The sequence below is a fragment of the Pseudomonas sp. ANT_H12B genome, assembly GCF_008369325.1.
Classification (GTDB): domain Bacteria; phylum Pseudomonadota; class Gammaproteobacteria; order Pseudomonadales; family Pseudomonadaceae; genus Aquipseudomonas.
Window position 1 is genome coordinate 191559 of the sequence record NZ_VOBI01000002.1, and the last position, 22595, is coordinate 214153.

20 protein-coding genes are annotated in these 22595 nt (G+C 61.0%); 15 read left to right on the forward strand and 5 right to left on the reverse strand.

Annotated elements, in window-relative coordinates:
- Positions 1–118: 118 nt before the first annotated feature.
- Positions 119–1633, forward strand: a complete 1515-nt coding sequence (gene ilvA, locus FQ185_RS03785) for a threonine ammonia-lyase, biosynthetic (protein ID WP_149416315.1) — start codon at positions 119–121, stop codon at positions 1631–1633.
- A 39-nt stretch (positions 1634–1672) separates the two neighbouring features.
- Complete coding sequence (locus tag FQ185_RS03790) at positions 1673–2101, forward strand: DUF2269 domain-containing protein (RefSeq protein ID WP_149416316.1); 429 nt, start codon at positions 1673–1675, stop codon at positions 2099–2101.
- A 104-nt stretch (positions 2102–2205) separates the two neighbouring features.
- On the opposite strand, the gene FQ185_RS03795 is transcribed toward FQ185_RS03790, so the two are convergent.
- The gene (locus FQ185_RS03795) at positions 2206–2862 is read right to left on the reverse strand and encodes an HAD family phosphatase (RefSeq protein ID WP_149416317.1); all 657 of its coding nucleotides are present in this window, start codon (positions 2860–2862) and stop codon (positions 2206–2208) included.
- Between the two features lie 143 nt (positions 2863–3005).
- Between FQ185_RS03795 and FQ185_RS03800 the strand changes: the two genes are divergently transcribed.
- Together FQ185_RS03800 and ptsP are read left to right on the forward strand one after the other, a co-directional pair.
- The gene (locus FQ185_RS03800; protein WP_007945562.1) at positions 3006–3485 is read left to right on the forward strand and encodes an RNA pyrophosphohydrolase; all 480 of its coding nucleotides are present in this window, start codon (positions 3006–3008) and stop codon (positions 3483–3485) included.
- 22 nt (positions 3486–3507) lie between these two features.
- Positions 3508–5787 carry a phosphoenolpyruvate--protein phosphotransferase gene (gene ptsP, locus FQ185_RS03805; protein WP_149416318.1) on the forward strand — a complete coding sequence of 760 codons (2280 nt, stop codon included), beginning with the start codon at positions 3508–3510 and terminating at the stop codon, positions 5785–5787.
- A gap of 112 nt (positions 5788–5899) precedes the next feature.
- Here ptsP and FQ185_RS03810 read toward each other — a convergent pair whose 3' ends face one another.
- Complete coding sequence (locus FQ185_RS03810) at positions 5900–6646, reverse strand: NRDE family protein (protein ID WP_149416319.1); 747 nt, start codon at positions 6644–6646, stop codon at positions 5900–5902.
- A gap of 135 nt (positions 6647–6781) precedes the next feature.
- On the opposite strand from FQ185_RS03810, the gene FQ185_RS03815 reads away from it, so the two are divergent.
- The 3 genes from FQ185_RS03815 to FQ185_RS03825 all read left to right on the forward strand — a co-directional run bounded on the left by FQ185_RS03815 (position 6782) and on the right by FQ185_RS03825 (position 9472).
- Positions 6782–7564, forward strand: coding sequence for a sulfite exporter TauE/SafE family protein (locus tag FQ185_RS03815; protein WP_033060544.1), 783 nt, complete (start codon positions 6782–6784; stop codon positions 7562–7564).
- A gap of 81 nt (positions 7565–7645) precedes the next feature.
- On the forward strand, positions 7646–8452 hold the full coding sequence (lgt, locus tag FQ185_RS03820; protein ID WP_149416320.1) for a prolipoprotein diacylglyceryl transferase: 807 nt from the start codon (positions 7646–7648) through the stop codon (positions 8450–8452).
- A gap of 48 nt (positions 8453–8500) precedes the next feature.
- On the forward strand, positions 8501–9472 hold the full coding sequence (locus tag FQ185_RS03825; RefSeq protein ID WP_149416321.1) for a thymidylate synthase: 972 nt from the start codon (positions 8501–8503) through the stop codon (positions 9470–9472).
- Positions 9473–9538: 66 nt separating this feature from the next.
- On the opposite strand, the gene cadR is transcribed toward FQ185_RS03825, so the two are convergent.
- A complete protein-coding gene (gene cadR / locus FQ185_RS03830) occupies positions 9539–9988 on the reverse strand; it encodes a Cd(II)/Pb(II)-responsive transcriptional regulator (RefSeq protein ID WP_149416322.1) in 450 nt (149 codons plus the stop codon).
- Between the two features lie 85 nt (positions 9989–10073).
- On the opposite strand from cadR, the gene FQ185_RS03835 reads away from it, so the two are divergent.
- The 8 genes from FQ185_RS03835 to FQ185_RS03870 all read left to right on the forward strand — a co-directional run bounded on the left by FQ185_RS03835 (position 10074) and on the right by FQ185_RS03870 (position 19644).
- Positions 10074–12335: a heavy metal translocating P-type ATPase gene (locus FQ185_RS03835; protein ID WP_149416323.1), complete on the forward strand. Its 2262-nt coding sequence runs from the start codon at positions 10074–10076 to the stop codon at positions 12333–12335.
- A 16-nt stretch (positions 12336–12351) separates the two neighbouring features.
- Positions 12352–13215: a LysR family transcriptional regulator gene (locus tag FQ185_RS03840; RefSeq protein WP_149416324.1), complete on the forward strand. Its 864-nt coding sequence runs from the start codon at positions 12352–12354 to the stop codon at positions 13213–13215.
- 220 nt (positions 13216–13435) lie between these two features.
- Positions 13436–14512, forward strand: coding sequence for a putative 2-aminoethylphosphonate ABC transporter ATP-binding protein (locus tag FQ185_RS03845; RefSeq protein ID WP_149416325.1), 1077 nt, complete (start codon positions 13436–13438; stop codon positions 14510–14512).
- On the forward strand, positions 14512–16236 hold the full coding sequence (locus tag FQ185_RS03850) for a putative 2-aminoethylphosphonate ABC transporter permease subunit (protein WP_149416326.1): 1725 nt from the start codon (positions 14512–14514) through the stop codon (positions 16234–16236). The genes FQ185_RS03845 and FQ185_RS03850 overlap by 1 nt, the downstream gene beginning before the upstream one ends.
- 32 nt (positions 16237–16268) lie before the next feature.
- Complete coding sequence (locus tag FQ185_RS03855; protein ID WP_149416327.1) at positions 16269–17294, forward strand: putative 2-aminoethylphosphonate ABC transporter substrate-binding protein; 1026 nt, start codon at positions 16269–16271, stop codon at positions 17292–17294.
- A gap of 145 nt (positions 17295–17439) precedes the next feature.
- Positions 17440–18573 carry a TIGR03364 family FAD-dependent oxidoreductase gene (locus tag FQ185_RS03860; protein WP_149416328.1) on the forward strand — a complete coding sequence of 378 codons (1134 nt, stop codon included), beginning with the start codon at positions 17440–17442 and terminating at the stop codon, positions 18571–18573.
- Positions 18573–19139 carry a phosphonate degradation HD-domain oxygenase gene (locus FQ185_RS03865; RefSeq protein ID WP_149416329.1) on the forward strand — a complete coding sequence of 189 codons (567 nt, stop codon included), beginning with the start codon at positions 18573–18575 and terminating at the stop codon, positions 19137–19139. The genes FQ185_RS03860 and FQ185_RS03865 overlap by 1 nt, the downstream gene beginning before the upstream one ends.
- A gap of 85 nt (positions 19140–19224) precedes the next feature.
- The gene (locus tag FQ185_RS03870) at positions 19225–19644 is read left to right on the forward strand and encodes a hypothetical protein (protein ID WP_149416330.1); all 420 of its coding nucleotides are present in this window, start codon (positions 19225–19227) and stop codon (positions 19642–19644) included.
- A 163-nt stretch (positions 19645–19807) separates the two neighbouring features.
- Here FQ185_RS03870 and FQ185_RS03875 read toward each other — a convergent pair whose 3' ends face one another.
- Positions 19808–21184: a GTPase/DUF3482 domain-containing protein gene (locus FQ185_RS03875; protein ID WP_149416331.1), complete on the reverse strand. Its 1377-nt coding sequence runs from the start codon at positions 21182–21184 to the stop codon at positions 19808–19810.
- Positions 21177–22547 carry a DUF2868 domain-containing protein gene (locus tag FQ185_RS03880; protein ID WP_149416332.1) on the reverse strand — a complete coding sequence of 457 codons (1371 nt, stop codon included), beginning with the start codon at positions 22545–22547 and terminating at the stop codon, positions 21177–21179. Before FQ185_RS03880 ends, FQ185_RS03875 begins: the two co-directional genes overlap by 8 nt.
- Positions 22548–22595: the final 48 nt, after the last annotated feature.

Below are 22595 nucleotides of genomic sequence, written 5' to 3' on the forward strand. Positions count from 1 at the left end.
GGAAAGGCCGGCATTATAGCCCCATGCCGGGCTAAAACCTCTTGATTCGTGTGGTCGCCCGCCTGAAAGCCGGGTTAGACTCCTTGGCCCTGCCCAACCCGCTCAGTGATGCTTTCCGATGCTCGAACAGTACGTCAAAAAGATCCTCACCTCGCGCGTTTATGACGTTGCCGTAGAAACCCCATTGCAGACTGCCCGCCAGCTCTCCGAGCGGCTGGGCAATAATATTTGGCTCAAGCGTGAAGACTTGCAGCCGGTTTTTTCCTTCAAGATTCGCGGCGCCTACAACAAGCTGACCCAGCTCAGCGATGAAGAACGCGCTCGCGGCGTGGTCACCGCATCGGCGGGAAACCATGCGCAAGGCCTGGCCCTGGCGGCCAAGGTGTTGGGCGTGAAAGCGACCATCGTGATGCCCAAGACCACCCCGGAGATCAAGGTCGAAGGTGTGCGTTCGCGCGGTGGCAAAGTGGTGCTGCACGGGGATTCGTTCCCGGAAGCCCTGGCCTACTCGCTGAAACTGGTCGACGAAAAAGGCTACGTCTACATCCACCCTTACGACGATCCCCACACCATTGCCGGGCAGGGCACGGTGGCGATGGAGATTCTGCGCCAGCACCCGGGGCGTCTGGATGCGATTTTCGTTCCGGTCGGCGGCGGCGGGCTGATCGCCGGGATCGCGGCGTATGTGAAGTACCTGCACCCGGAAATCAAAATCATCGGCGTCGAGCCGGACGATTCCAATTGCCTGCAAGCGGCCATGGCGGCCGGTGAGCGGGTGATTCTGCCGACTGTCGGCCTTTTCGCCGACGGCGTCGCCGTGGCGCAGATTGGTCAGCACACTTTCGACATCTGCAAAGACTATGTCGATGAAGTGATCACCGTCAGCACCGACGAAATCTGCGCGGCGATCAAGGATATCTACGACGATACCCGCTCGATCACCGAACCTGCCGGCGCCCTGGGCGTGGCCGGGATCAAGAAATATGTCGAGCAACGCGGCGTCACCGGCCACACCTTTGTCGCTATCGACTCTGGTGCCAACGTCAACTTCGATCGCCTGCGCCATGTTGCCGAACGCGCCGAACTGGGCGAGGGCCGCGAAGCCATCATCGCCGTGACCATCCCCGAGAAGCCGGGCAGCTTCAAGGCGTTCTGCGAAGCCATCGGCAAACGCCAGATCACCGAGTTCAACTATCGCTACAACACCGGCAGCGAAGCGCACATCTTTGTCGGCGTGCAGACGCATCCGGAAAATGATCCGCGCAGTGCACTGCTTGCCAGTCTGACTGAGCAGGGCTTCCCGGTGCTGGACCTGACCGACAACGAACTCGCCAAGCTGCACATCCGCCACATGGTCGGCGGGCGTGCAGCGCATGTTGTCGACGAAGTGATTCTGCGCTTTGAATTCCCTGAGCGTCCGGGTGCGTTGTTCAACTTCCTCAACAAGCTCGGTGGGCGCTGGAATATTTCGATGTTCCACTACCGCAACCATGGCGCAGCGGATGGCCGTGTGGTTGCGGGCCTGCAAGTGCCTCACGACGAACGTCATCTGGTGCCTGCCGCGCTGGAAGAAATCGGCTACCCGTACTGGGACGAAAGCGACAACCCGGCCTATCAGCTGTTTCTCGGCTGAGCGGCTACGCTGATGGGCAAGCCATAAGGAAATCGAACAATGGAAACGTTAACCACCCTGAAAATCGCTCATGTCGTGGCGACGGTGTTGCTGCTGATCAGCGCGCTGGGTCTGGCGATCGGGATCTGGCGCGCACGGCGCAACGGTGATGCGACGGCTCACACGCGGACCTTGCAACGGCCGTGGGTGTTTATCTGGCTGGTGATGGGCCTGGCGCTGCTGAGCATGCCGTTTACTGGCTGGTGGATGGTGCATCTGGTGGGCTGGCCGCTGGGGCAGGTCTGGTTGTTGGCTTCCAGTGTGCTTTACACCGTGGCGGCGTTGGGCTGGTTCTGGTTGCTGGTGCGGCTGAATCGGCTGCGCAAGACGCCCGCGGGAGGGAATGGGAAGTTTACGTTGGCGTTGGCGCTGTTCAGCTTTGTCTGCTTTATCGCCATTGCGGGGTTGATGGGCGCGAAGCCGGTTTAAGTCGTGAAACCGAGTTGACCCCATCGCGAGCAGGCTCGCTCCCACATTGGATTTGTGTTTGACGCAAATCTCCTGTGGGAGTGAGCCTGCTCGCGATGGCGATTTCAATCGCGCAACGAAATCACCGGCCAGCCACGCTTCTCGGCTTCGGCGCGCAGATTCGGGTCCGGATCGACCGCAATCGGATTCGCCACCTGCTCCAGCAACGGCAAATCATTCATCGAGTCGCTGTAGAAATAACTGCCTTCCAGCGAATACCCGCTCTCTTCCAGCCAGCGAGCCAGCCTTGTGACCTTGCCTTCCCGGAAGCACGGGATGTCGGTGCTGCGCCCGGTGTAGCGGCCATCAACCATTTCACATTCCGTGGCGATCAGGGTTTCGACACCCAGACGCCGGGCAATCGGCTCGGTAACAAAACGGTTGGTCGCGGTGATGATCACCAGCTTGTCGCCGGCCTCGCGGTGCTTGGCCAGCAGTTCGATAGCCTTGGGCAGCACGATCGGCTCGATGCAATCGCGCATGTAATCCAGATGCCATTGATCCAGCGTGGCCATCTCTGTGCGGCCTAGCACTTCCAGGCAGAAGTTCAGGTAGGCATCGTTATCCAGCTTGCCGGCCAGGTAATCCTGGTAGAACTCGTCGTTGCGTGCCTTGTAGGCGACGGCGTCGAGAAAGCCGCGTTCGCACAGGTAATCGCCCCAGGCGTGGTCACTGTCACCGCCCAAGAGCGTGTTGTCCAAGTCGAATAAAGCCAGCCGCATTGCAGTTACTCGCTGAAAAGTCTGTAGAAAGGCGTCCAGAATACGGACTTTTCACAAGAGTGCACATAAGGTAGACCGGCTCGTTGCTGCCTTCACAACCTTTGTGGAACAATGCGGCGACATGCGTTTGCGAGGTTGTTGCCGTGATCGACCCCGATGGTTTCCGCCCCAATGTCGGGATCATTCTCACGAATGATGCCGGACAGGTGCTATGGGCTCGCCGTATCAATCAAGATGCTTGGCAGTTTCCACAGGGCGGGATCAACCCCCAGGAGACGCCGGAAGACGCCTTGTACCGCGAGTTGAACGAAGAAGTGGGTCTTGAGCGCGAAGATGTTGAAATTCTCGCCTGCACCCGGGGCTGGTTGCGCTATCGTTTGCCGCAACGTCTGGTCCGTACCCACAGCCAACCGCTGTGCATCGGCCAGAAACAGAAATGGTTTCTCCTGCGCCTGATCTCTAACGAGCAGCGGGTGCGGATGGATTTGACCGGTAAACCGGAATTCGATGGCTGGCGCTGGGTCAGTTATTGGTATCCGTTGGGCCAGGTGGTGACATTCAAGCGCGAGGTTTATCGACGCGCTCTCAAAGAGCTTGCCCCGCGCCTTTTAACGCGCGACTGACGACGGAGTTCGACCCCGAGCCATGCTCAATACGCTGCGCAAGATCGTCCAGGAAGTTAACTCCGCCAAGGATCTCAAGGCGGCGTTGGGGATTATTGTGTTGCGCGTCAAAGAGGCCATGGGCAGCCAGGTCTGCTCGGTCTACCTGCTTGACCCTGAGACCAACCGCTTCGTGCTGATGGCCACCGAGGGCTTGAACAAGCGCTCGATCGGCAAAGTCAGCATGGCACCCAATGAAGGTCTGGTTGGCCTGGTCGGCACGCGTGAAGAACCCCTTAACCTCGAAAACGCCGCGGATCACCCGCGTTACCGCTACTTCGCCGAGACCGGTGAAGAACGCTACGCCTCATTCCTCGGGGCCCCGATCATTCACCACCGTCGCGTCGTCGGCGTGTTGGTCATTCAGCAAAAAGAACGCCGCCAGTTCGATGAGGGTGAAGAAGCCTTCCTCGTGACCATGAGCGCGCAGCTCGCCGGCGTAATCGCTCACGCCGAAGCCACCGGTTCGATCCGTGGCCTAGGGCGTCAGGGCAAGGGTATTCAGGAAGCCAAGTTCGTCGGTGTACCGGGTTCGCCGGGCGCGGCGGTCGGTACCGCGGTGGTCATGTTGCCGCCGGCCGATCTGGACGTGGTGCCGGACAAGACCATCACTGACATCAACGCTGAACTCGGGCTGTTCAAGACCGCCATCGAAGGCGTGCGCGCCGACATGCGCGCCTTGTCCGCCAAGCTCGCGACCCAGCTGCGGCCGGAAGAGCGCGCGCTGTTCGACGTCTACCTGATGATGCTCGACGACGCCTCGCTGGGCAGCGAAATCACCACGGTCATCAAGACCGGCCAGTGGGCCCAGGGCGCGTTGCGCCAGGTGGTCACCGAGCACGTCAACCGTTTCGAATTGATGGACGACGCCTACCTGCGTGAGCGCGCTTCCGACGTCAAGGACCTCGGCCGGCGCTTGCTGGCCTACTTGCAGGAAGAGCGTCAGCAGACCCTGGTCTACCCCGACAACACCATTCTGATCAGCGAAGAACTGACGCCGGCGATGCTCGGCGAGGTACCGGAAGGCAAGCTGGTCGGTCTGGTCTCGGTACTCGGTTCCGGCAACTCCCACGTGGCGATCCTGGCGCGCGCCATGGGCATTCCGACGGTGATGGGCCTGGTCGACTTGCCGTATTCCAAGGTCGACGGCATCCAGATGATCGTCGATGGCTACCACGGCGAGGTCTACACCAACCCCAGCGAAGTGCTGCGCAAGCAGTTCGCCGAAGTGGTCGAGGAAGAGAAACAACTGTCCCTCGGGCTGGATGCGCTGCGCGACTTGCCGTGCGTGACCCTCGATGGCCACCGCATGCCGCTGTGGGTCAACACCGGCCTGCTGGCGGATGTGGCGCGGGCGCAGAAGCGTGGCGCCGAGGGCGTCGGCCTGTACCGCACCGAAGTGCCGTTCATGATCAACCAGAGGTTCCCGAGCGAAAAGGAGCAACTGGCGATCTATCGCGAGCAACTCGCCGCGTTCCACCCGCAACCGGTGACCATGCGCAGCCTGGACATCGGCGGCGACAAGTCGCTGTCGTACTTCCCGATCAAGGAAGACAACCCGTTCCTCGGCTGGCGCGGCATTCGCGTGACCCTCGATCATCCGGAAATCTTCCTGGTGCAGACCCGCGCCATGCTCAAGGCCAGCGAAGGCTTGAACAACCTGCGGATTCTGCTGCCGATGATCTCCGGCACCCACGAACTGGAAGAAGCCCTGCACCTGATTCACCGGGCCTGGGGCGAAGTCCGCGACGAAGGCTGCGACGTGCCTATGCCGCCGATCGGCGTGATGATCGAAATTCCGGCGGCTGTTTATCAGACCAAGGAATTGGCGCGGCAAGTGGACTTCCTGTCGGTCGGCTCCAACGACCTGACCCAGTACCTGCTGGCCGTGGATCGAAACAACCCGCGGGTAGCCGATCTCTACGACTACTTGCACCCAGCGGTGCTGCAAGCCCTTCAGAGCGTGGTGCGTGACGCTCATGCCGAAGGCAAGCCAGTGAGTATCTGCGGTGAGATGGCCGGTGATCCGGCGGCGGCAGTGCTGTTGATGGCGATGGGCTTTGACAGCCTGTCGATGAACGCCACCAACCTGCCGAAAGTGAAGTGGATGCTGCGTCAGGTCAACCTGAGCAAGGCCAAGGAATTGCTCGCGGAGTTGATGACCATCGACAACCCGCAAGTTATCCACAGCTCGCTGCAATTGGCGCTGAAGAACCTCGGGCTGGCGCGGATGATTAATCCGGCTTCGGCCAAAACCCTATAACGCTGATGGCCCCATCGCGAGCAGGCTCGCTCCCACATTTGATTTGTGATCTACACAAGTCCCCTGTGGGAGCGAGCCTGCTCGCGATGAGGCCAGCCCTGACAGCACCAATCTAAACCTTGATCTCCACTTCCCCCAAATGCCCGCCATACGGCCCAAAACTCCGCTCAACCATCCACCGCGTCCCGTCTGCCTGAACAATCAACGCCGTACTCGCCCGCGTCCCGTAGGTCGGGCTGGCAATAAACACACTCGACAACAACGTCTCTGTGGCCAAGCCCACCCCGGTATCCGGCAGCTCTGCAAACGGCGCCGTCTGCGGATCATTCAGTAACGCCAATAACGCCTGGGGCTGCGGATCGTCCAGCACTTCCTCCAGCGCTGTCCGCGCCTTGAGTAGTTTCGGCCACGGCGTATCCAGCCCCGCGTTCGACAACCCATAAACCCCCGGTGGCAGCATTACCGCCTCAGTCTCCCGGGCATTGAAGTGCCACAGCTCGTTGGCATTACCGATCAGCAGGTTAAATCCGGAATATTCCAGCGAACGTGCAACAACGTCGCTCAAGTAGTTATCTATCGGCATATCCCCGCTCAGAAATCGTGCTACCAGCTCCCCTCGCGACGTGCGTGCGGGCGGCTGATGCGGATCGCGGATATTGGTCAGCGCGGCGAAGCGTCCATTGGCGCCAACCCCGAGCCAGGTGCCTCCAGCCTCCAGGTCGCGACCGGCATGCACGTGCGGTGCTTCGGGCCATTGCGCCAGCGGCAGGCTGGGCCGGGCGTAGAACTCGTCGCGGTTGGCCGCCACGATCAGCGGTTGGGCATGACCCGGTCGCCAGGCGAAAACAATCAGGCACATAAGGTGGTCCTTGTGTGTTTTTTGCCCACTCTACTCAGTCGTCGCTTGTCGATCCATCACCATCCACAGTGGAGCCTGAGGGCCCGCATCCGTTACCATGCCGGAGCTTTTTTTGAGAAGCGAATAAGGAAGGCCATGGAATTTCTGCTCTATCTGGCGCTGGGCGCCTGTGCAGGCGTGCTGGCCGGGTTGTTCGGGGTCGGCGGCGGGATCATCATCGTCCCGGTGCTGGTCTACAGTTTCAAGCTGCAAGGGTTCGATCCGTCGATCCTCACGCACCTGGCGGTCGGCACGTCCCTGGCGACAATCATATTTACCTCGGTCAATGCGATCCGCGAACATCACCGTCGAGGTGCCGTGCGTTGGCCGATATTTGCCTGGATGACCCTCGGTATTCTGATCGGCGCCGGTTTCGGCGCGCTGACGGCTGAAGCGATCTCCGGGCCCAACCTGCAGAAAATCATTGGCGTCTTCGCCTTGGTCATCGCCGCGCAACTGGCACTGGATTTCAAACCTAAGGCTTCTCGAACGGTGCCGGGTAAAGTTGGTCTGACCGTGGCCGGCAGTGTGATTGGCTGGGCCTCGGCGATTTTCGGGATTGGCGGCGGCTCGCTGACGGTGCCGTTTCTGACCTGGCGCAGCGTGCCGATGCAGCAAGCGGTGGCGACTTCATCTGCCTGCGGTCTGCCGATTGCCTTGTCCAGTGCATTATTTTTCATGATTCTGGGCTGGCACGATCCGTTGCTGCCGGCCCATAGTCTGGGTTTTGTTTATTTGCCGGCGCTGCTGGGGATCGCCCTGACCAGCATGTTCTTCGCCCGCCTCGGCGCCCGACTGGCCCACAGCCTGTCGCCGAAGTTGCTGAAAAGACTGTTCGCCGCTTTGCTGTTCTGCGTGGGCCTGAATTTCCTGCTCTGATGCACCGCAATCCTGACTTAATCCTGGCGTGACAGCGTCGCCCGGGCATTTTAAAGGTTTCAACTCTAACGAGGAGTCGCAATGCTGCCTTACCCGCAGATCGACCCGGTGGCATTGGCCATCGGTCCGCTGAAAATCCACTGGTACGGCTTGATGTACCTGATCGGCATCGGCGGCGCCTGGCTGCTGGCGTCGCGCCGGTTGAACCGCTTCGACCCGACCTGGAGTAAAGAGAAGCTCTCCGACATGGTGTTCTGGATGTCGATGGGGGTCATTGTCGGCGGCCGGTTGGGCTATGTGCTGTTCTACGATCTGAGTGCTTACCTCGCCAACCCGCTGTTGATCTTCGAAGTGTGGAAGGGTGGCATGTCGTTCCACGGCGGGTTCATCGGCGTGATGTTGGCCGCGTTGTGGTTCGGTAAAAAGAACGGCAAGTCGTTCTTCCAGCTGATGGACTTTGTCGCACCGATGGTGCCGATCGGTCTGGGCGCCGGACGTATCGGCAACTTCATCAACGCCGAGTTGTGGGGCAAGGCAACCGATGTGCCGTGGGCGATGGTCTTCCCGACCGATCCGGCGCAACTGGCGCGCCACCCGTCGCAGCTCTATCAGTTCGCGCTCGAAGGCGTAGCGCTGTTCGCCATTCTCTGGTTGTACTCGCGCAAGCCGCGGCCGACCATGGCGGTGTCCGGGATGTTTGCGCTGTTCTACGGCATCTTCCGTTTCATCGTCGAGTTCGTCCGGGTGCCGGACGCGCAACTGGGCTATCTGGCCTGGAACTGGCTGACCATGGGTCAGGTACTGTGCGTACCGATGATCCTCGGCGGTCTGTTCCTGATCTGGCTGGCGTATCACCGTGCACCGGCGGCGCCAGCGGCGGCTGTATAAATTCGAACCCCGGGGCGACGACCCCGGGTTCAAGGACACAGGTAACTCATGAAGCAATATCTCGAACTGGTCGCCCACGTCATCAAGAACGGCACCAAACAGGCCAACCGCACCGGCGTGAACACCATCAGCTTCCCCGGCGCAATGCTGCGTTATGACCTGAAGGAAGGTTTCCCGGCGATCACCACTCGCAAGATGGCCTTCAAATCAGCCATCGGCGAGATGTGCGGTTTTCTGCGCGGGGTGAACAACGCCGCCGAGTTCCGTGCGCTGGGCTGCAAGGTCTGGGATCAGAACGCCAACGAAAACGCCCAGTGGCTGGCGAATCCGTTCCGTCAGGGCGAAGACGACCTCGGCGAGATCTACGGCGTGCAATGGCGTAAATGGCCGGCGTACAAGCAGATCCCGGTCAGCAACCAGGCCGCTATCGAACAGACCCTGAAGCAAGGCTATCGCCAGATCGCTGAAGGCGAAGAAGACGGTCAGGCCTATGTGGTGCTGTACAAGGCGATCGACCAGATTCGCCAGTGCGTCGACACCATCATCAAGGACCCGGGCAGCCGCCGCATCCTGTTCCACGGCTGGAACGTGGCCCAACTCGATGAAATGGCCTTGCCACCATGCCATCTGCTGTACCAGTTCCATCCGAATGTCGAGACGAAGGAAATCTCGCTGACCCTCTACATCCGCTCCAATGATTTGGGCCTGGGCACGCCGTTCAACCTCACCGAAGGCGCCGCGCTGCTGAGCCTGATCGGTCGCCTGACCGGTTACACGCCGCGCTGGTTTACTTATTTCATTGGCGACGCGCATGTCTATGAAAACCACTTGGACATGCTCAATGAACAGCTCAAGCGCGAGCCGTTCCCGATGCCGAAACTGGTGATCAGTGATCGTGTGCCGGAGTTTGCCAAGACGGGTGTGTACCAGCCGGAGTGGCTGGAGCAGATCGAACCGAGCGATTTCTCGCTGGAAGGCTACGAACACCACGCCCCAATGACCGCGCCGATGGCGGTCTGACAATCTGCACGCAATACCCCTGTGGGAGCTAGCAGGCTAGCTCCCACATTGGGTTTTGTGGTGGGCTCAATGGCCGTGGCTGCGGCCGACATGGGAATGCTCAACCTCAGTCGCCACAACCCCGCCACTGACTTCCAACCGCTGCAAAATCCCGCACTGTTCGATATCCGGCCCTTCGCTGCAACGTTGGCGCAGGTCGAGCAGTTGTGTCTGCAACGCCAGCAAGCCATCGATCCGCGCCTTGACGTGGTGGATGTGTTCGTCGATCAACGCATTCACGCTTTCGCACTGATCCTGAGGGCTATCGCGCAGAGCCAGCAGGCTGCGGATTTCCTCAAGCGTCATGTCGAGGGTTCGGCAATTGCGGATGAACGTCAGGCGCTCGGCATGGGCCTGGGTGTAGACGCGGTAGTTGCCGTCGCTGCGGGCCGGCTCCGGCAGCAGGTGTTCGCGCTCGTAGTAGCGGATGGTTTCTACGGCGCAGTCGGTGAGTTTGGCCAGTTCTCCGATCTTCATGACGGCAATCTCCAAAAGGGTGCTTGACCCTATAGTGGCTACAGGGTCTTTACTTGGCAACAGGCACCTTCATGGACGCGACCCGATGAGCGATTCTATTCACACCCACAAGCCTGAGGCTGATCACGATCACAGCCACAAGCTGCAGCCTGTGCGCAAGCATGATCACGGCGGTCACGGGGATTCCTGCTGTTCCTCGAAAGCAGCGGCACCGTCGCTGATCAAGTTGAGCGAAACCCCGACCGCTGGCGCACGGCTGAGCAGTTTCCGCATCGATGCGATGGACTGCCCGACCGAGCAGACGCTGATCCAGAACAAACTCGGCAAGCTCGCGGGTGTGCAGCAGCTGGAATTCAACCTGATCAACCGGGTGTTGGGCGTCACCCACGACCTGCCAACCACCGCGCCGATCATCGACGCCATCAAGTCCCTCGGCATGCAGGCCGAGCCTTTGGAGCAGGGCGTTGAAGCGCCGGCCCCGACCGTCGAGAAAAAACCTTGGTGGCCTTTGGCGCTGTCGGGTGTTGGCGCACTGGTCGCCGAAGTTATCCACTTCACCGACGCGGCGCCCAACTGGGTGGTGGCAGTCATCGCACTGATCTCGATCCTCAGCGGCGGCCTCGGCACCTATAAAAAGGGCTGGATCGCCCTGAAAAACCTCAACCTGAACATCAACGCGCTGATGAGCATTGCGGTGACTGGCGCGATCCTGATCGGTCAGTGGCCGGAAGCGGCGATGGTGATGTTCCTGTTCACCGTGGCCGAGTTGATCGAGGCCAAGTCTCTGGACCGGGCGCGCAACGCCATCGGCGGCCTGATGCAGATGACCCCGGAACAGGCCACGGTGCAGCAGGCCGACGGCAGTTGGATCGAGCGGGAGGTCAAAACCATCGAGCTGGGCGCGCGAGTGCGGGTGCGTCCCGGTGAGCGGATCGGTCTGGACGGTGAAGTGGTTTCGGGTAGTTCAACCATCGATCAGGCGCCGATCACCGGAGAAAGCCTGCCGGTTGAGAAAACCGTCGGCGATAAGGTCTTTGCCGGCACCATCAATCAGGCTGGTTCCCTGGAGTTCTCGGTAACCGCAGCGGCCAACAATTCGACCTTGGCGCGAATCATCCACGCCGTGGAGCAGGCCCAAGGCGCGCGGGCACCAACCCAGCGTTTCGTCGACAGCTTCTCGAAAATCTACACCCCGGCGGTGTTCATCCTGGCCCTCGCGGTGGCGGTAATTGCGCCACTGTTTATGGGGGCGCTGTGGTTCGATTGGATCTACCGGGCGCTGGTGTTGCTGGTGGTTGCGTGCCCATGTGCGCTGGTTATTTCTACGCCAGTCACCATCGTCAGCGGCCTGGCAGCCGCAGCGCGCAAAGGCATTCTGGTCAAGGGCGGCGTCTATCTGGAGGGCGGTTACAAACTCGACTACCTGGCCCTGGACAAGACCGGCACGATCACGCACGGCAAACCGGTGCAGACCGATTATCTGTCCCTTGAACCAACCACTGAGGAAACAGCCCCGGCCATTGCGGCGGCGCTGGCCGGTCGTTCGGATCACCCGGTGTCGTTGGCCATCGCCAATGCAGCTGTGGATAAACAATGGGCGCCGCTCGTTGTGGATAACTTCGAAGCCTTGGCCGGTCGCGGTGTGCGCGGCGAAATTAACGGTCAGACCTACCACTTGGGCAACCACCGCTTGGTGGAAGAGCTGAACCTGTGCTCGCCAGCGCTTGAAGAGAAGCTGTTCGCGCTGGAGAAACAGGGCAAGTCCGTGGTGCTGCTGCTCGACAAATCCGGCCCGCTGGCGCTGTTCGCCGTTGCGGACACGGTGAAAGAGTCCAGCCGCGAGGCGATCCAGCAACTGCACGACCTGGGCATCAAAACCCTGATGCTGACCGGCGACAACGTCCACACCGCTCAGGCGATTGCCGCGCAAGTCGGCATCGATCAGGCTCAGGGCGACCTGTTGCCAACCGACAAACTGCAAGCCATCGACGCCCTTTACGCACAAGGCCATCGGGTCGGCATGGTCGGCGATGGCATCAACGATGCTCCGGCGCTGGCCCGTGCCGAGATCGGTTTTGCCATGGCAGCGGCGGGCACGGATACCGCCATCGAGACCGCTGATGTCGCCCTGATGGACGACGATCTGCGCAAGATCCCGATCTTTATCAAGCTGTCGCGGCAGACATCCAGCATCCTCAAACAGAACATTGCCCTGGCATTGGTCATCAAAGCGATCTTTCTTGGGGTAACCTTCGCCGGGATCGCCACCATGTGGATGGCGGTGTTCGCCGACATGGGCGTGAGCCTGTTGGTGGTGTTCAACGGTCTGCGCCTGTTGCGCAAATAAGCGATGAGGGAAAGGTGTGCTGAGTGCCGAGCTGAAGGCGTTTTACATGGTTGCCCGCCTGGGCAGCATTACCCTGGCGGCGAAAAAACTCGGCCTGAGCCAACCGACAGTGACGACGCAGATTCGGCACCTGGAAAGTCAGTACTCGGTTGAACTGTTCTACCGTGGTGGCCGCCGCCTCAGTGTCAGCGATGAAGGTGCGCGGTTGCTGCCGATGGTCAAGGCGCTGTTGCAGCAGGAAGCGGATATCGAGTTTTTTCTGCGTAACAGCGGTCAGGTCCAAGGCACGTTGCGCATCGCCGCGACCGCGCCGTATTACATCCTCGATCTGGTGAAGACCTTTCGCGAGCGCTTGCCGCAGGTGGAAGTGTCAGTGGAGATCGGCAACTCCCAGCAAGTACTTGAAGCGCTGGAGGATTACCGGGTCGATATCGCTGCGTCTTCGCAGTTACTGGAGGATGCGCGGCTGATTCGCCGGGTGCTCGGCAGTGATCCGCTGGTGCTGGCGGTGCATCGCAATCATGCGCTGGCGGTCCACGACCATGTGCCGCTCAGTGCGTTGGCCGGGCATACGTTATTGATGCGCGAATCGGGTTCGACCACTCGACGTCTGACCGAGGAATTACTGGCCAGCGCCGGGGTGAGTTTCGGGCCGCTGCTGGAGATTGGCAGCCGTGAGTCAATCCGTGAGGCGGTGTTGCGCAATATCGGTATCAGCATCATTGCCCGGCAGGAAGTGCCGCATGATCCGCAACTGCGCGTGCTGACCCTGGAGAATGCGCCGCAGATTCCTGAGTATTTGTACTGCCTCAAGGAGCGAAAAAACGCACGGCTGCCGGCGGCGTTCCTGGGGTTGGCGCAGGAAATGGCCCCCGCTTAAGATCTTCGTCGCCTGTTAGGGCCTCATCGCGAGCAGGCTCGCTCCCACAGGGGGTAACCATAGATGTGGGAGCGAGCCTGCTCGCGATGGCGTCCGTCCGGTCGCCGCCGCATCCAACCCAAATCCCCAAATACCACTATCAGCCGTTTTTGCCTCACTGCCACATGACGGACGCATTACAAATCTAGGATGGCCTTCATCTGCTTGATGAGGCCTGTCCATGAACCACTCGATCGCAACTGCCCTGACCAACCCCGGCGCCCCGATGAAAGTTCGCGGCGTGCAGAAACGCTTCGGCGCCTTCACCGCGCTGGATAACGTTTCCCTCGACGTGGCAGCCGGTGAACTGGTGTGCCTGCTCGGTCCGTCGGGCTGCGGTAAAACCACCTTGCTGCGCTGCATCGCCGGTCTTGAGAAACAGGACAGCGGCGAGTTGTACCTTGGTGATCGCGACGTTTCCCACCTGGCCCCTCAGGCTCGGGACTACGGCATTCTGTTTCAGTCCTACGCGCTGTTTCCCAATCTCACCGTCGAAGCGAACATCGCCTACGGCCTCGCCGGCAGTGGTCGCGATGAAGTGCGCAAACGTGTCGGTCAGATGCTGGAGCTGGTCGGCCTGATCGGCAGTGAGAAAAAGTACCCCGGCCAATTGTCCGGCGGCCAACAGCAACGCGTCGCACTGGCTCGGGCATTGGCGCCGGCACCTTCGTTGCTGCTGCTGGACGAACCGATGTCGGCCCTCGACGCCCGGGTTCGCGAGCACCTGTGCACTGAACTGCGCCAACTGCAACGCAACCTCGGCGTTACCACACTGATGGTCACGCACAATCAGGATGAGGCCATGCTGATGGCCGACCGCATCGCCGTGATGAACAACGGCAAGGTTGAGCAATACGCCACGCCTCAGGAAATCTACGACCGCCCGGCCACACCGTTTGTGGCGGAGTTCGTCGGTCAGGGTAACTGGTTGCCGTTTCGCCGTAGCAGCGACAGTCATGCGCAGGTCGGCGGGATGAACATGCGCCTGGCCGCCGATTCGGGCAACGCCGTATCGGGTCGTCTGTTTTGCCGCCCCGAAGCGATCAACGTCAACCCGCCCGTGCATGAAGAAAACCTGTTCCCGGCCAAGGTTCGCGAAATCACCTTCCTCGGCAACCGCTGCCGCATGAGTTTCGAACTCGATCAACTGCCAGGCCACGCACTGCTGGCGGAACTGGCCCCGGAAGCCATGCCGCGCCTCGGTGCGCAGCAGATCATGGTCGCCTTGCCTCCGCGCAGCCTGCAGGTGTTTGCCTGATGAGCGCGAACCTCGCGCTGCCGATACCGCACAAGCAGGTTCGGCAGACCTCCCGTGCCGAGATCGGCGACCGGGTGTTCGTGGTCGGCGGCAAAGTCCTATTGTTGGTGTTGCTCGGTGTCGCGGTACTGATGCCGTTGCTGGCGATCTTCTGGCGCGGCTTCAGCTCGGAAGCCGGGCAGGGCGGCGGTCTGGTGGCCGCCCGTGAATTGGTGACCAGTGCCAATTTCCACTGGTTGCTCGGCAATAGCCTGAAAGTTTCCCTCAGCGTGGCGGCGATTGTCGTACCGCTGGCCTACCTGTTTGCCTACGCCCTGCAACGCACGTTGATACCGGGCAAAGGCATTTGGCGCGGCATGTCGCTGTTGCCGTTGATGGCGCCATCGATGTTGCCGGGCATTGCGCTGGTTTATCTGTTCGGCAATCAGGGCATGTTGCGCAGTTTGCTCTCGGACAATATCTACGGCTTCTGGGGCATTGTTCTGGGTGAGGTGATCTACACCTTCCCACACGCGCTGATGATTTTGCTGTCGGCCCTGTCGCTGGCGGATGCGCGACTGTTCGATGCGGCTTCGAGCATGGGCGCCAGTCCGGCGAAAGCCTTTCGCAGCATCACTTGGCCGGCAACGCGTCAGGCTGTGTTCGCGGCGTTCTGTCTGGTGTTCACGTTGACCATTACCGACTTCGGCGTGCCCGTGGTGGTCGGTGGCGATTATCAGGTGCTGGCGCTGGAAGCCTACAAAGCCGTGGTCGGCCAGCAACAATTCGGTCGCGGCGCGCTGATCGGCATGGTCCTGCTGCTGCCGGCGCTGTTCAGCTTCGGTGTGGACGCCTGGCTGCGTCGGCGTCACGGCGATTCCATGAGCGGTCGGGCGCAAGTCTTTCAACCGGCGCCGTCGAAACTGCGGGACGGCTGCTACCTGGCCATCGTGCTGCTGATCTGCGCGGTGTTGCTGCTGGTGTTCGGCATGGCGGTGTACTCGTCGCTGGTGAAATTCTGGCCGTACAACCTGTCGCTGTCGCTCAACCATTACCAGTTCAATGACACGGCGGGCGGCGGTTGGCTGGCTTACGGCAACAGCGTGAAGATGGCGCTGTGCACGGCGTTGATCGGCAGCGTGCTGATCTTCACCGGCGCCTACCTGATGGAAAAAACCAAGGGCCAGCGCGGGCTGAATCTGACACTGCGCATGCTCAGTTTCGTACCGATGGCGGTGCCGGGTCTGGTGCTGGGTTTGGGTTACGTCTTTTTCTTCAACCTCAGCGGCAACCCGCTGCATGTGCTCTACGGGACCATGACGCTGCTGGTGGTCTGCACCATTGCTCACTATTTGACCACCGCGCAAATGACCGCGACCACGGCGCTGCGCCAACTCGACGCCGAGTTCGAAGCCGCCGCGCTGTCGCTCAAGGCGCCGCTGTATCGGCATTACCTGCGCGTCACCGTGCCGATCTGCCTGCCGGCGCTGCTCGACATCGTGCGCTACCTGTTCGTCTCGGCCATGACCACCGTCTCAGCGGCGATCTTCCTCTACAGCCCCGACACCATCCTCGCGGCGGTGGCGGTTCTGAACATGGACGATGCCGGCAACGTCGGCGGCGCGGCGGCGATGTCGACCCTGATTCTGTTCACCTCGGCGGGCGTTTCCCTGCTGCTGGCCTGGGCTTCGCGCGGTTTGCTGCGTCGCTCCCAGGCCTGGCGGCAGACCACGCCTGGCAACTGATTCACACCCTCAACTCACACAGGAACTGCACAATGTTCAAGCCCCTGGCCCTGGCCGCTGCTGTCCTCACCGCTTTCAGCCTGAACGCCTTCGCGGCGAAAACCGAGTTGACGGTGTACACCGCCCTCGAAGCCGAGCAACTGAAGACCTACAAGGAAGCCTTCGAAAAGGCCAACCCTGACGTCGAGATCAAGTGGGTGCGCGACTCCACCGGTATCATCACCGCCAAACTGCTGGCCGAAAAAGCCCGCCCGCAGGCTGATGCGGTGTGGGGCCTGGCGGCTTCAAGCCTGGCGATCCTCGACCAGCAAGGCATGCTGCAAAGCTACGCGCCGAAGGACTTGGGCAAGATCGGCGGCAACTACCGCGACGCCGCCAACCCGCCAGCCTGGGTCGGTATGGACGTCTGGGCCGCCACCATTTGCTTCAACACCGTCGAAGCCGAAAAGCAGGGCCTGAGCAAACCGGTGAGCTGGCAAGACCTGACCAAGCCTGAGTACAAAGGCAAAATCGTGATGCCGAACCCGGCCTCGTCCGGCACCGGTTTCCTCGACGTCAGTGCCTGGCTGCAAACCTTCGGCGAGAAGCAGGGTTGGCAGTACATGGACGACCTGCACCAGAACATCGGCCAGTACGTTCACTCCGGTTCCAAGCCGTGCAAGCTGGCGGCTTCGGGTGAATTCCCGATCGGCATTTCCTTCGAGTACCCGGCCGTTCAGCTGAAACGCCAAGGTGCGCCACTGGACATCATCTTGCCGAAAGAAGGCCTGGGCTGGGAGATCGAAGCGACGGCTGTGATCAAGGGCACACCACACGAAGACGCCGCGAAGAAACTGGCTGACTTCTCCGCAAGTCCTGCTGCAATGGAGCTTTATAAAGAGAACTTCGCCGTCCTCGCGCAACCGGGTATTGCCAAGCCACAGACCGAATTGCCGGCGGATTATGAGCAGCGCTTGATCAAGAACGACTTCGCCTGGGCGTCGAAGAATCGCGACGAAATCCTCACCGAATGGCGCAAGCGCTATGACGGAAAGTCCGAGAAAGTGGCTGCCAAGTAAGATCTTCATCGGCTGACAGGGCCTCATCGCGAGCAGGCTCGCTCCCACATTGGATCTCCAGTGGATGGAGATTTTGGGTTGTGCCCCATCAACTGTGGGAGCGAGCCTGCTCGCGATAGCGGTCGTGAATTCAGGACAAAACCCCATGACACAACACAGCGATATGCTGATCGTCGGCGCCGGCATTCTGGGCCTGTCCCACGCCTACGCCGCCGCCAAGCGCGGTCTGAAAGTCACCGTTTTCGAGCGCAGCGAAACATCCTTGGGCGCCTCGGTACGCAACTTCGGCCAAGCACTCGTCACCGGCCAACCACCAGGCCCGATGCTCGAACTGGCCAAAGCCAGCCGCGACATCTGGGGCCAATGGGCACAGCTCGCCGGCTTGCAACTCAAGCGTAACGGCTCATACCTGTTCGCCCGCAACGAAGCCGAAGAAACCCTGCTCGAAGCCTTCTGCGCCGGTCGCGCCGTGGAACACGGTTACCGCGTCGACCTGTTGCGCGGCGCTGCATTGCGTGATGTGTACCGCGGCCAATTCAGCCATCACCGTGCCGCGTTGCACGGCATGGACGATCAGCAACTGTATTCCCGTGAAGCCATTCCAGCGTTGATCGATTACCTGCGCCGCGAACTGGGCGTCGCGTTTCACTTCTCCTCCCTGGTGCGCGACATCGAGCCCGGCCGCTTGCACAGCACCGCCGGAATCTTCAGCGCCGAGCAGATCATCGTCTGTTCCGGCCACGATTATCAGACGCTGCTGGCCGAGCCGATTGCCGAACTCAACCCGCAAATCTGCCGCCTGCAAATGCTCCGCGCCCGGCCGCAGATCAACCTCAACTTGCAACACGCACTGCTCACCGGTTTGAGTTGCGTGCATTACGGCGCGTTCGCCGATCTGCCAGAAGCGGCGGCGGTGCAGGCGCAGATTTTGCGCGACGCACCGCATCTGCATGAAAACGGCATTCACCTGTTGATCAGCCCGACGCCTTACGGCGAATTGATCATTGGCGATTCCCACCATTACGGCCGCGACCCTTCACCGTTCAATACCGAGCAGGTGGACAACTGGATGATCGAACTCGCTGAACAAACGCTGGGCTGCAAGGTGCAAGTGGTCGAACGCTGGCAGGGTGTCTATGGTTCACGAGGGCCGGGACCGTTCTCGTTCCTGCGGCCGATGCCGGGCGTGAGCGTGGCGCTGATGCACACCGGTGTTGGCATGAGCGTCGGCCCGGCGATGGCCGAACGTAACGTCGCCACCTTATTGGGAGAACTCTGATGGGCCGCAATGAACACGTGATCGCCGAGGTGTTCTCGTTGTACGAACGTTTTGGCGCCAGCGACTACATCGGCGAACCGGTGTCGCAGATCGAACACATGTCCCAGGCGGCCCAAGGGGCGATGGCCGAGGGCTACGATGACGAAGTGGTGCTGGCGGCGTTCTTCCATGACATCGGGCATATCTGCACCGAGAGTGCCGACAACATGGGCGGCTTCGGCGTAGTCAGCCATGAGCGCCTGGGCGCCGATTACCTGCGCCGCGCAGGCTTCAGCGAGCGCATGGCGCGCCTGGTGGAGTACCACGTTCAGGCCAAGCGTTATCTGACGCTCAAAGAGGCGGGGTACTACGATCGCTTGAGTGAAGCCAGTCGCCGAACCCTGGAATATCAGGGCGGCGTGATGACGGCCGCCGAGGCTGAAGTGTTCGAGCAGGACCCGTTGTGTGCGGTCAGTTTGCGGATGCGCCAGTGGGATGAGCAGGCCAAGGAAGTGGCGGTGCCGGTGATGGACCTGGAGGTGTTGAAACGCAAAGCGGTAGGGCTGTTGTCCCGCGTGGCGCAATGAGTTGTCGCACAGGCAATTGAGAAACGGCGGATGGATGGGCTTGCGATAACGGTGCAATCTGGGCTTTTCGCAAGGAAGCGCACGGATGCGTTATTTGAAAGTGATCGCACAGGATCGAAGCGGGAAGGGCTCGGCAGATACCGTTCATTTCCAGTTCTATGAAGATGATCGGTTGCAGCGAGAGGCGACGGATGCGGATCGGCAACTCAGATCGCTGGGCAAAACCTATTTGAAATGCGTCTGGTTCAACGAGGGTGAAGGTGAGGTGCGGCACTTGCGCATCTTCTCGCAGAATCCATCCGCTGACGGCACATCTGAAACGGTGCGGCTGCATTTTCATGAGGGGCAGAAGATTGCCTATAAAGCCGCGGCTCACGATCTTGATAACGATGGTGGACTGGAGGTGATATTGAGTTCGGATGTGGACAATGACGGACGCGCTGATCGAACGGATCGCAATCGTGTTGCGGCATTGGCGAAGCAGTTTTTGAAGCTGGGTTGGTGACGATTACGCCGCAAGACCGAGTCGCTGCTATCGCGGGCAGACCCGCTCCCACAGGGGCCGTGGCGTTCACAGAACCTGTGGGAGCGGGATTGTCCGTGATAGGGCCCGTCCAACCACCACAATTGTTGATCGTTCCCAGGCGGGAGCGTGGGAACGATCAGGTTCAGAGCTGCTGCGCCAACGCTTCGATCTGCTCTTGCCGCTCCGCCTGATTCAATTTCGGATGAGGATTCAGCGACGACCACTGCGGATGCGCCCGCGCCTTGTTCAGTGCCTCGGGCAGTTTGCCTTCGCGCCAGGTTTTGTCTTGGGGCGTGGCCACTTGAATGCTGTCCATCGCCGCGTGCCCGCGCGAATTCAGCGCCTGCAAAAGTTGCCTCTGGCGCAACGCCAACAACCTCAGCACGCTGTCGTCGACGGTCAGTTCCCGCTGACCTTTAATCTTGCCCAGCAACCGACTGCCATAACTACGCGCCGTTTGCAGGGCGCCGCCGGCGATCGCACCGGCCAATGCGGCTGCGCCGAGTGTCAGACCGCCCACCAGCAGGTCGACTCCTGCGCCGGCTGCTGCGCCTGCGGCGATACCACCGCCGACTCGCACGCCGAGTTGCTTCAGGGTTTCCGGGTTGAACAGGTCATCGCCCCAACGGCCATCGAGCAACGGCAGATCACTGGCCGCCGCGTCCTGCGGGCGGAAAGCATAGAGCTTGAGCAGCGCTTCCACACAGCGTTGTTCCCGTTGGCGAACCGCTTTGCGCAATTCGCCGATGGCGTGCTGTTCCTGCTCGGCTTCGCTGACCACGCTGCGTCGGCACGCGGCACAATCGATCAATAATTCGGCAATCAGCTGCGCCGCGCTCTGCTGACGAGCGATGCGTTGAGCCTGTTGATCGGCGATCAGACGCTCCAGTTGTTCGCGAGAGTTTTCCAACAGCAGTGCGAGGCTTTCATAGAGTCGACGTTCGCCATCCTCCGGCGGTGCGACGCTGTCGAAGCGCACCAATGCGTGCAAGCCCAGACGCGCCAGCGCTTCGCGCCAATCCGGTTCGCGGTGGTTGGCGCTGCTGACGAAATTCAGCACCGGCAGCAGCGGTTTGCCGCAACTGGCCAGCACTTCCAGTTCGTCGCGGTACTTGGCCAGCACCGGCTCGCGGGCGTCGATCACGTAGAGACCGGCGTCGCAGGTCAGCAGTTGTCGCAGCACTTTGGCTTCTTGTTCAAAACGCTGCCGCGCTTCGCTGCCTTCAAGAAATCGCCCCAGTCGGGCCGGGCCGTCGAGGCGCTCGCCGGGTCGTTCAAAACGTTCGAGGTAGTCGAGCAGGGCAATGGCGTCTTCCAGCCCAGGCGTGTCGAACAGATCGAGCAATGGCTCGCCATCCACCGACAACCGCGCGCCTTCGACGTGTCGCGTGGTGCTGGGGCGATGGGAGACTTCACCGAAGCCGACGTCTCGAGTCAGGGTGCGCAACAACGAGGTTTTGCCGACGTTGGTATGACCGACCACCGCGAGTTTCAGCGGCGGTTTCCAGGGCTTAGTCATGACCGGTCTCCAGCCAATTCAAGGGCGCGCAATCGGCGAACGGCAGCTTCAGCTGTTGCAGTGCCACGTGCCAGTCGCCGAGGCGTTCGGCATCCAGCGCTTGGCCGGGCGGCGCTTGCAGCAGCCAGACGCGGGTGGCCGTGGCGCTACGAGCCAATTCGGCGATCAGTGCCAGGCTGCCACGGTCCGGCGAACGTCGCGGGTCGCAGGCGATGGCCAAACGTGCCGGGGGAAAACGGCTCAGCTGTTCGAGGAGTTTATGGCGCGATTCGCGACTGTCGAGAACGCCGGCGTGGCTCACGTTTTTCGGTAATTGCGGCGGCCACGGACGTTGATCGTCCAGCTCGATGGCCACCAGCAGCGCGCCATCGCTTGGCAGGTCGCTGATGCCTTTTTCAATTTGATGAAGCTGTTCCGGGGCGGCATCGCTGATACCCAGGCGTTCGCTGGTGGGCATCAGTCGTTCGCGCAGTTGGGCATAACCGGGCAGGTTCAAATCCAGGCGCAAGGCCGTTTGGCCGGTTTTCCAGCGCCACAGACAAACCAGCGCCAGCAACAATCGCGGCAGTATGCCGTAGACCAGCAGCACACCCACCAGCCACGCCGCCCAGGCCTGGCGGGCGCTCTCGATGTTCAGTGCGGTATCGCCACTGGCGCGGATCATTTCGACGGTGGGCACGCTGAAACCGAGCAAGGCCGGCAGCGCACCGAGGGCTTGGGTCATGGCGACGAAAGTGTCACCGCCAAGAATGGTGGTTTCCCAGACGAAGCCGTAGCGCCGGGTCGCCATGAGGGTCAGCAGTATCAGAAGAGCGCTGAGCATCGCCAGCAACCACAACCCGTTGACCAGCACGCCGACTGCCCAGCGATTGAGTTTCTGGCGTTGCAGCAATAACAACAGGGCGGGCGCCAGTTGCGCGGCTTTGGCATCGCGGGCGAGCTTTTCGCTGAGCCACAACCACAAACGTCCCAGCGTCGCGCCGTGTTCACCGGCAAATGCCAGGCCCAGTACCCAGCTCAGCAACAGAATCAGGTTCAAGCCGAGCAGGCTGCCCAAGGCCCAGAACACATTCACCGGAGTTTGTCCGTCGCCCATTGCGGCAAACGCCAGACCGGCGCCACTGACCACGGCCAGTACCGCCATGACGATCAGCGCCAGTCGTGCACCTTGCAGCCAATGGTTGAGGGCGCCGGTCAGTCCATCACGCTCGGCCAGCCATAAGGCGCGGCGTTGAATCCGTGTCGGCAGGTCGCCACCCGCGCTGCGAGCCAGTCGGTTGGCTTCCAGATCATCCAGAGGGCCGGCATGTTCTTCACGCAGACGGATGGTTTCCGTCAGCCAGAGGTTATTCAGTTCAGTCACGCGGCATCCCGTCGCTCAATCGAGCTGTGAGCATAACCGCTGTGACGC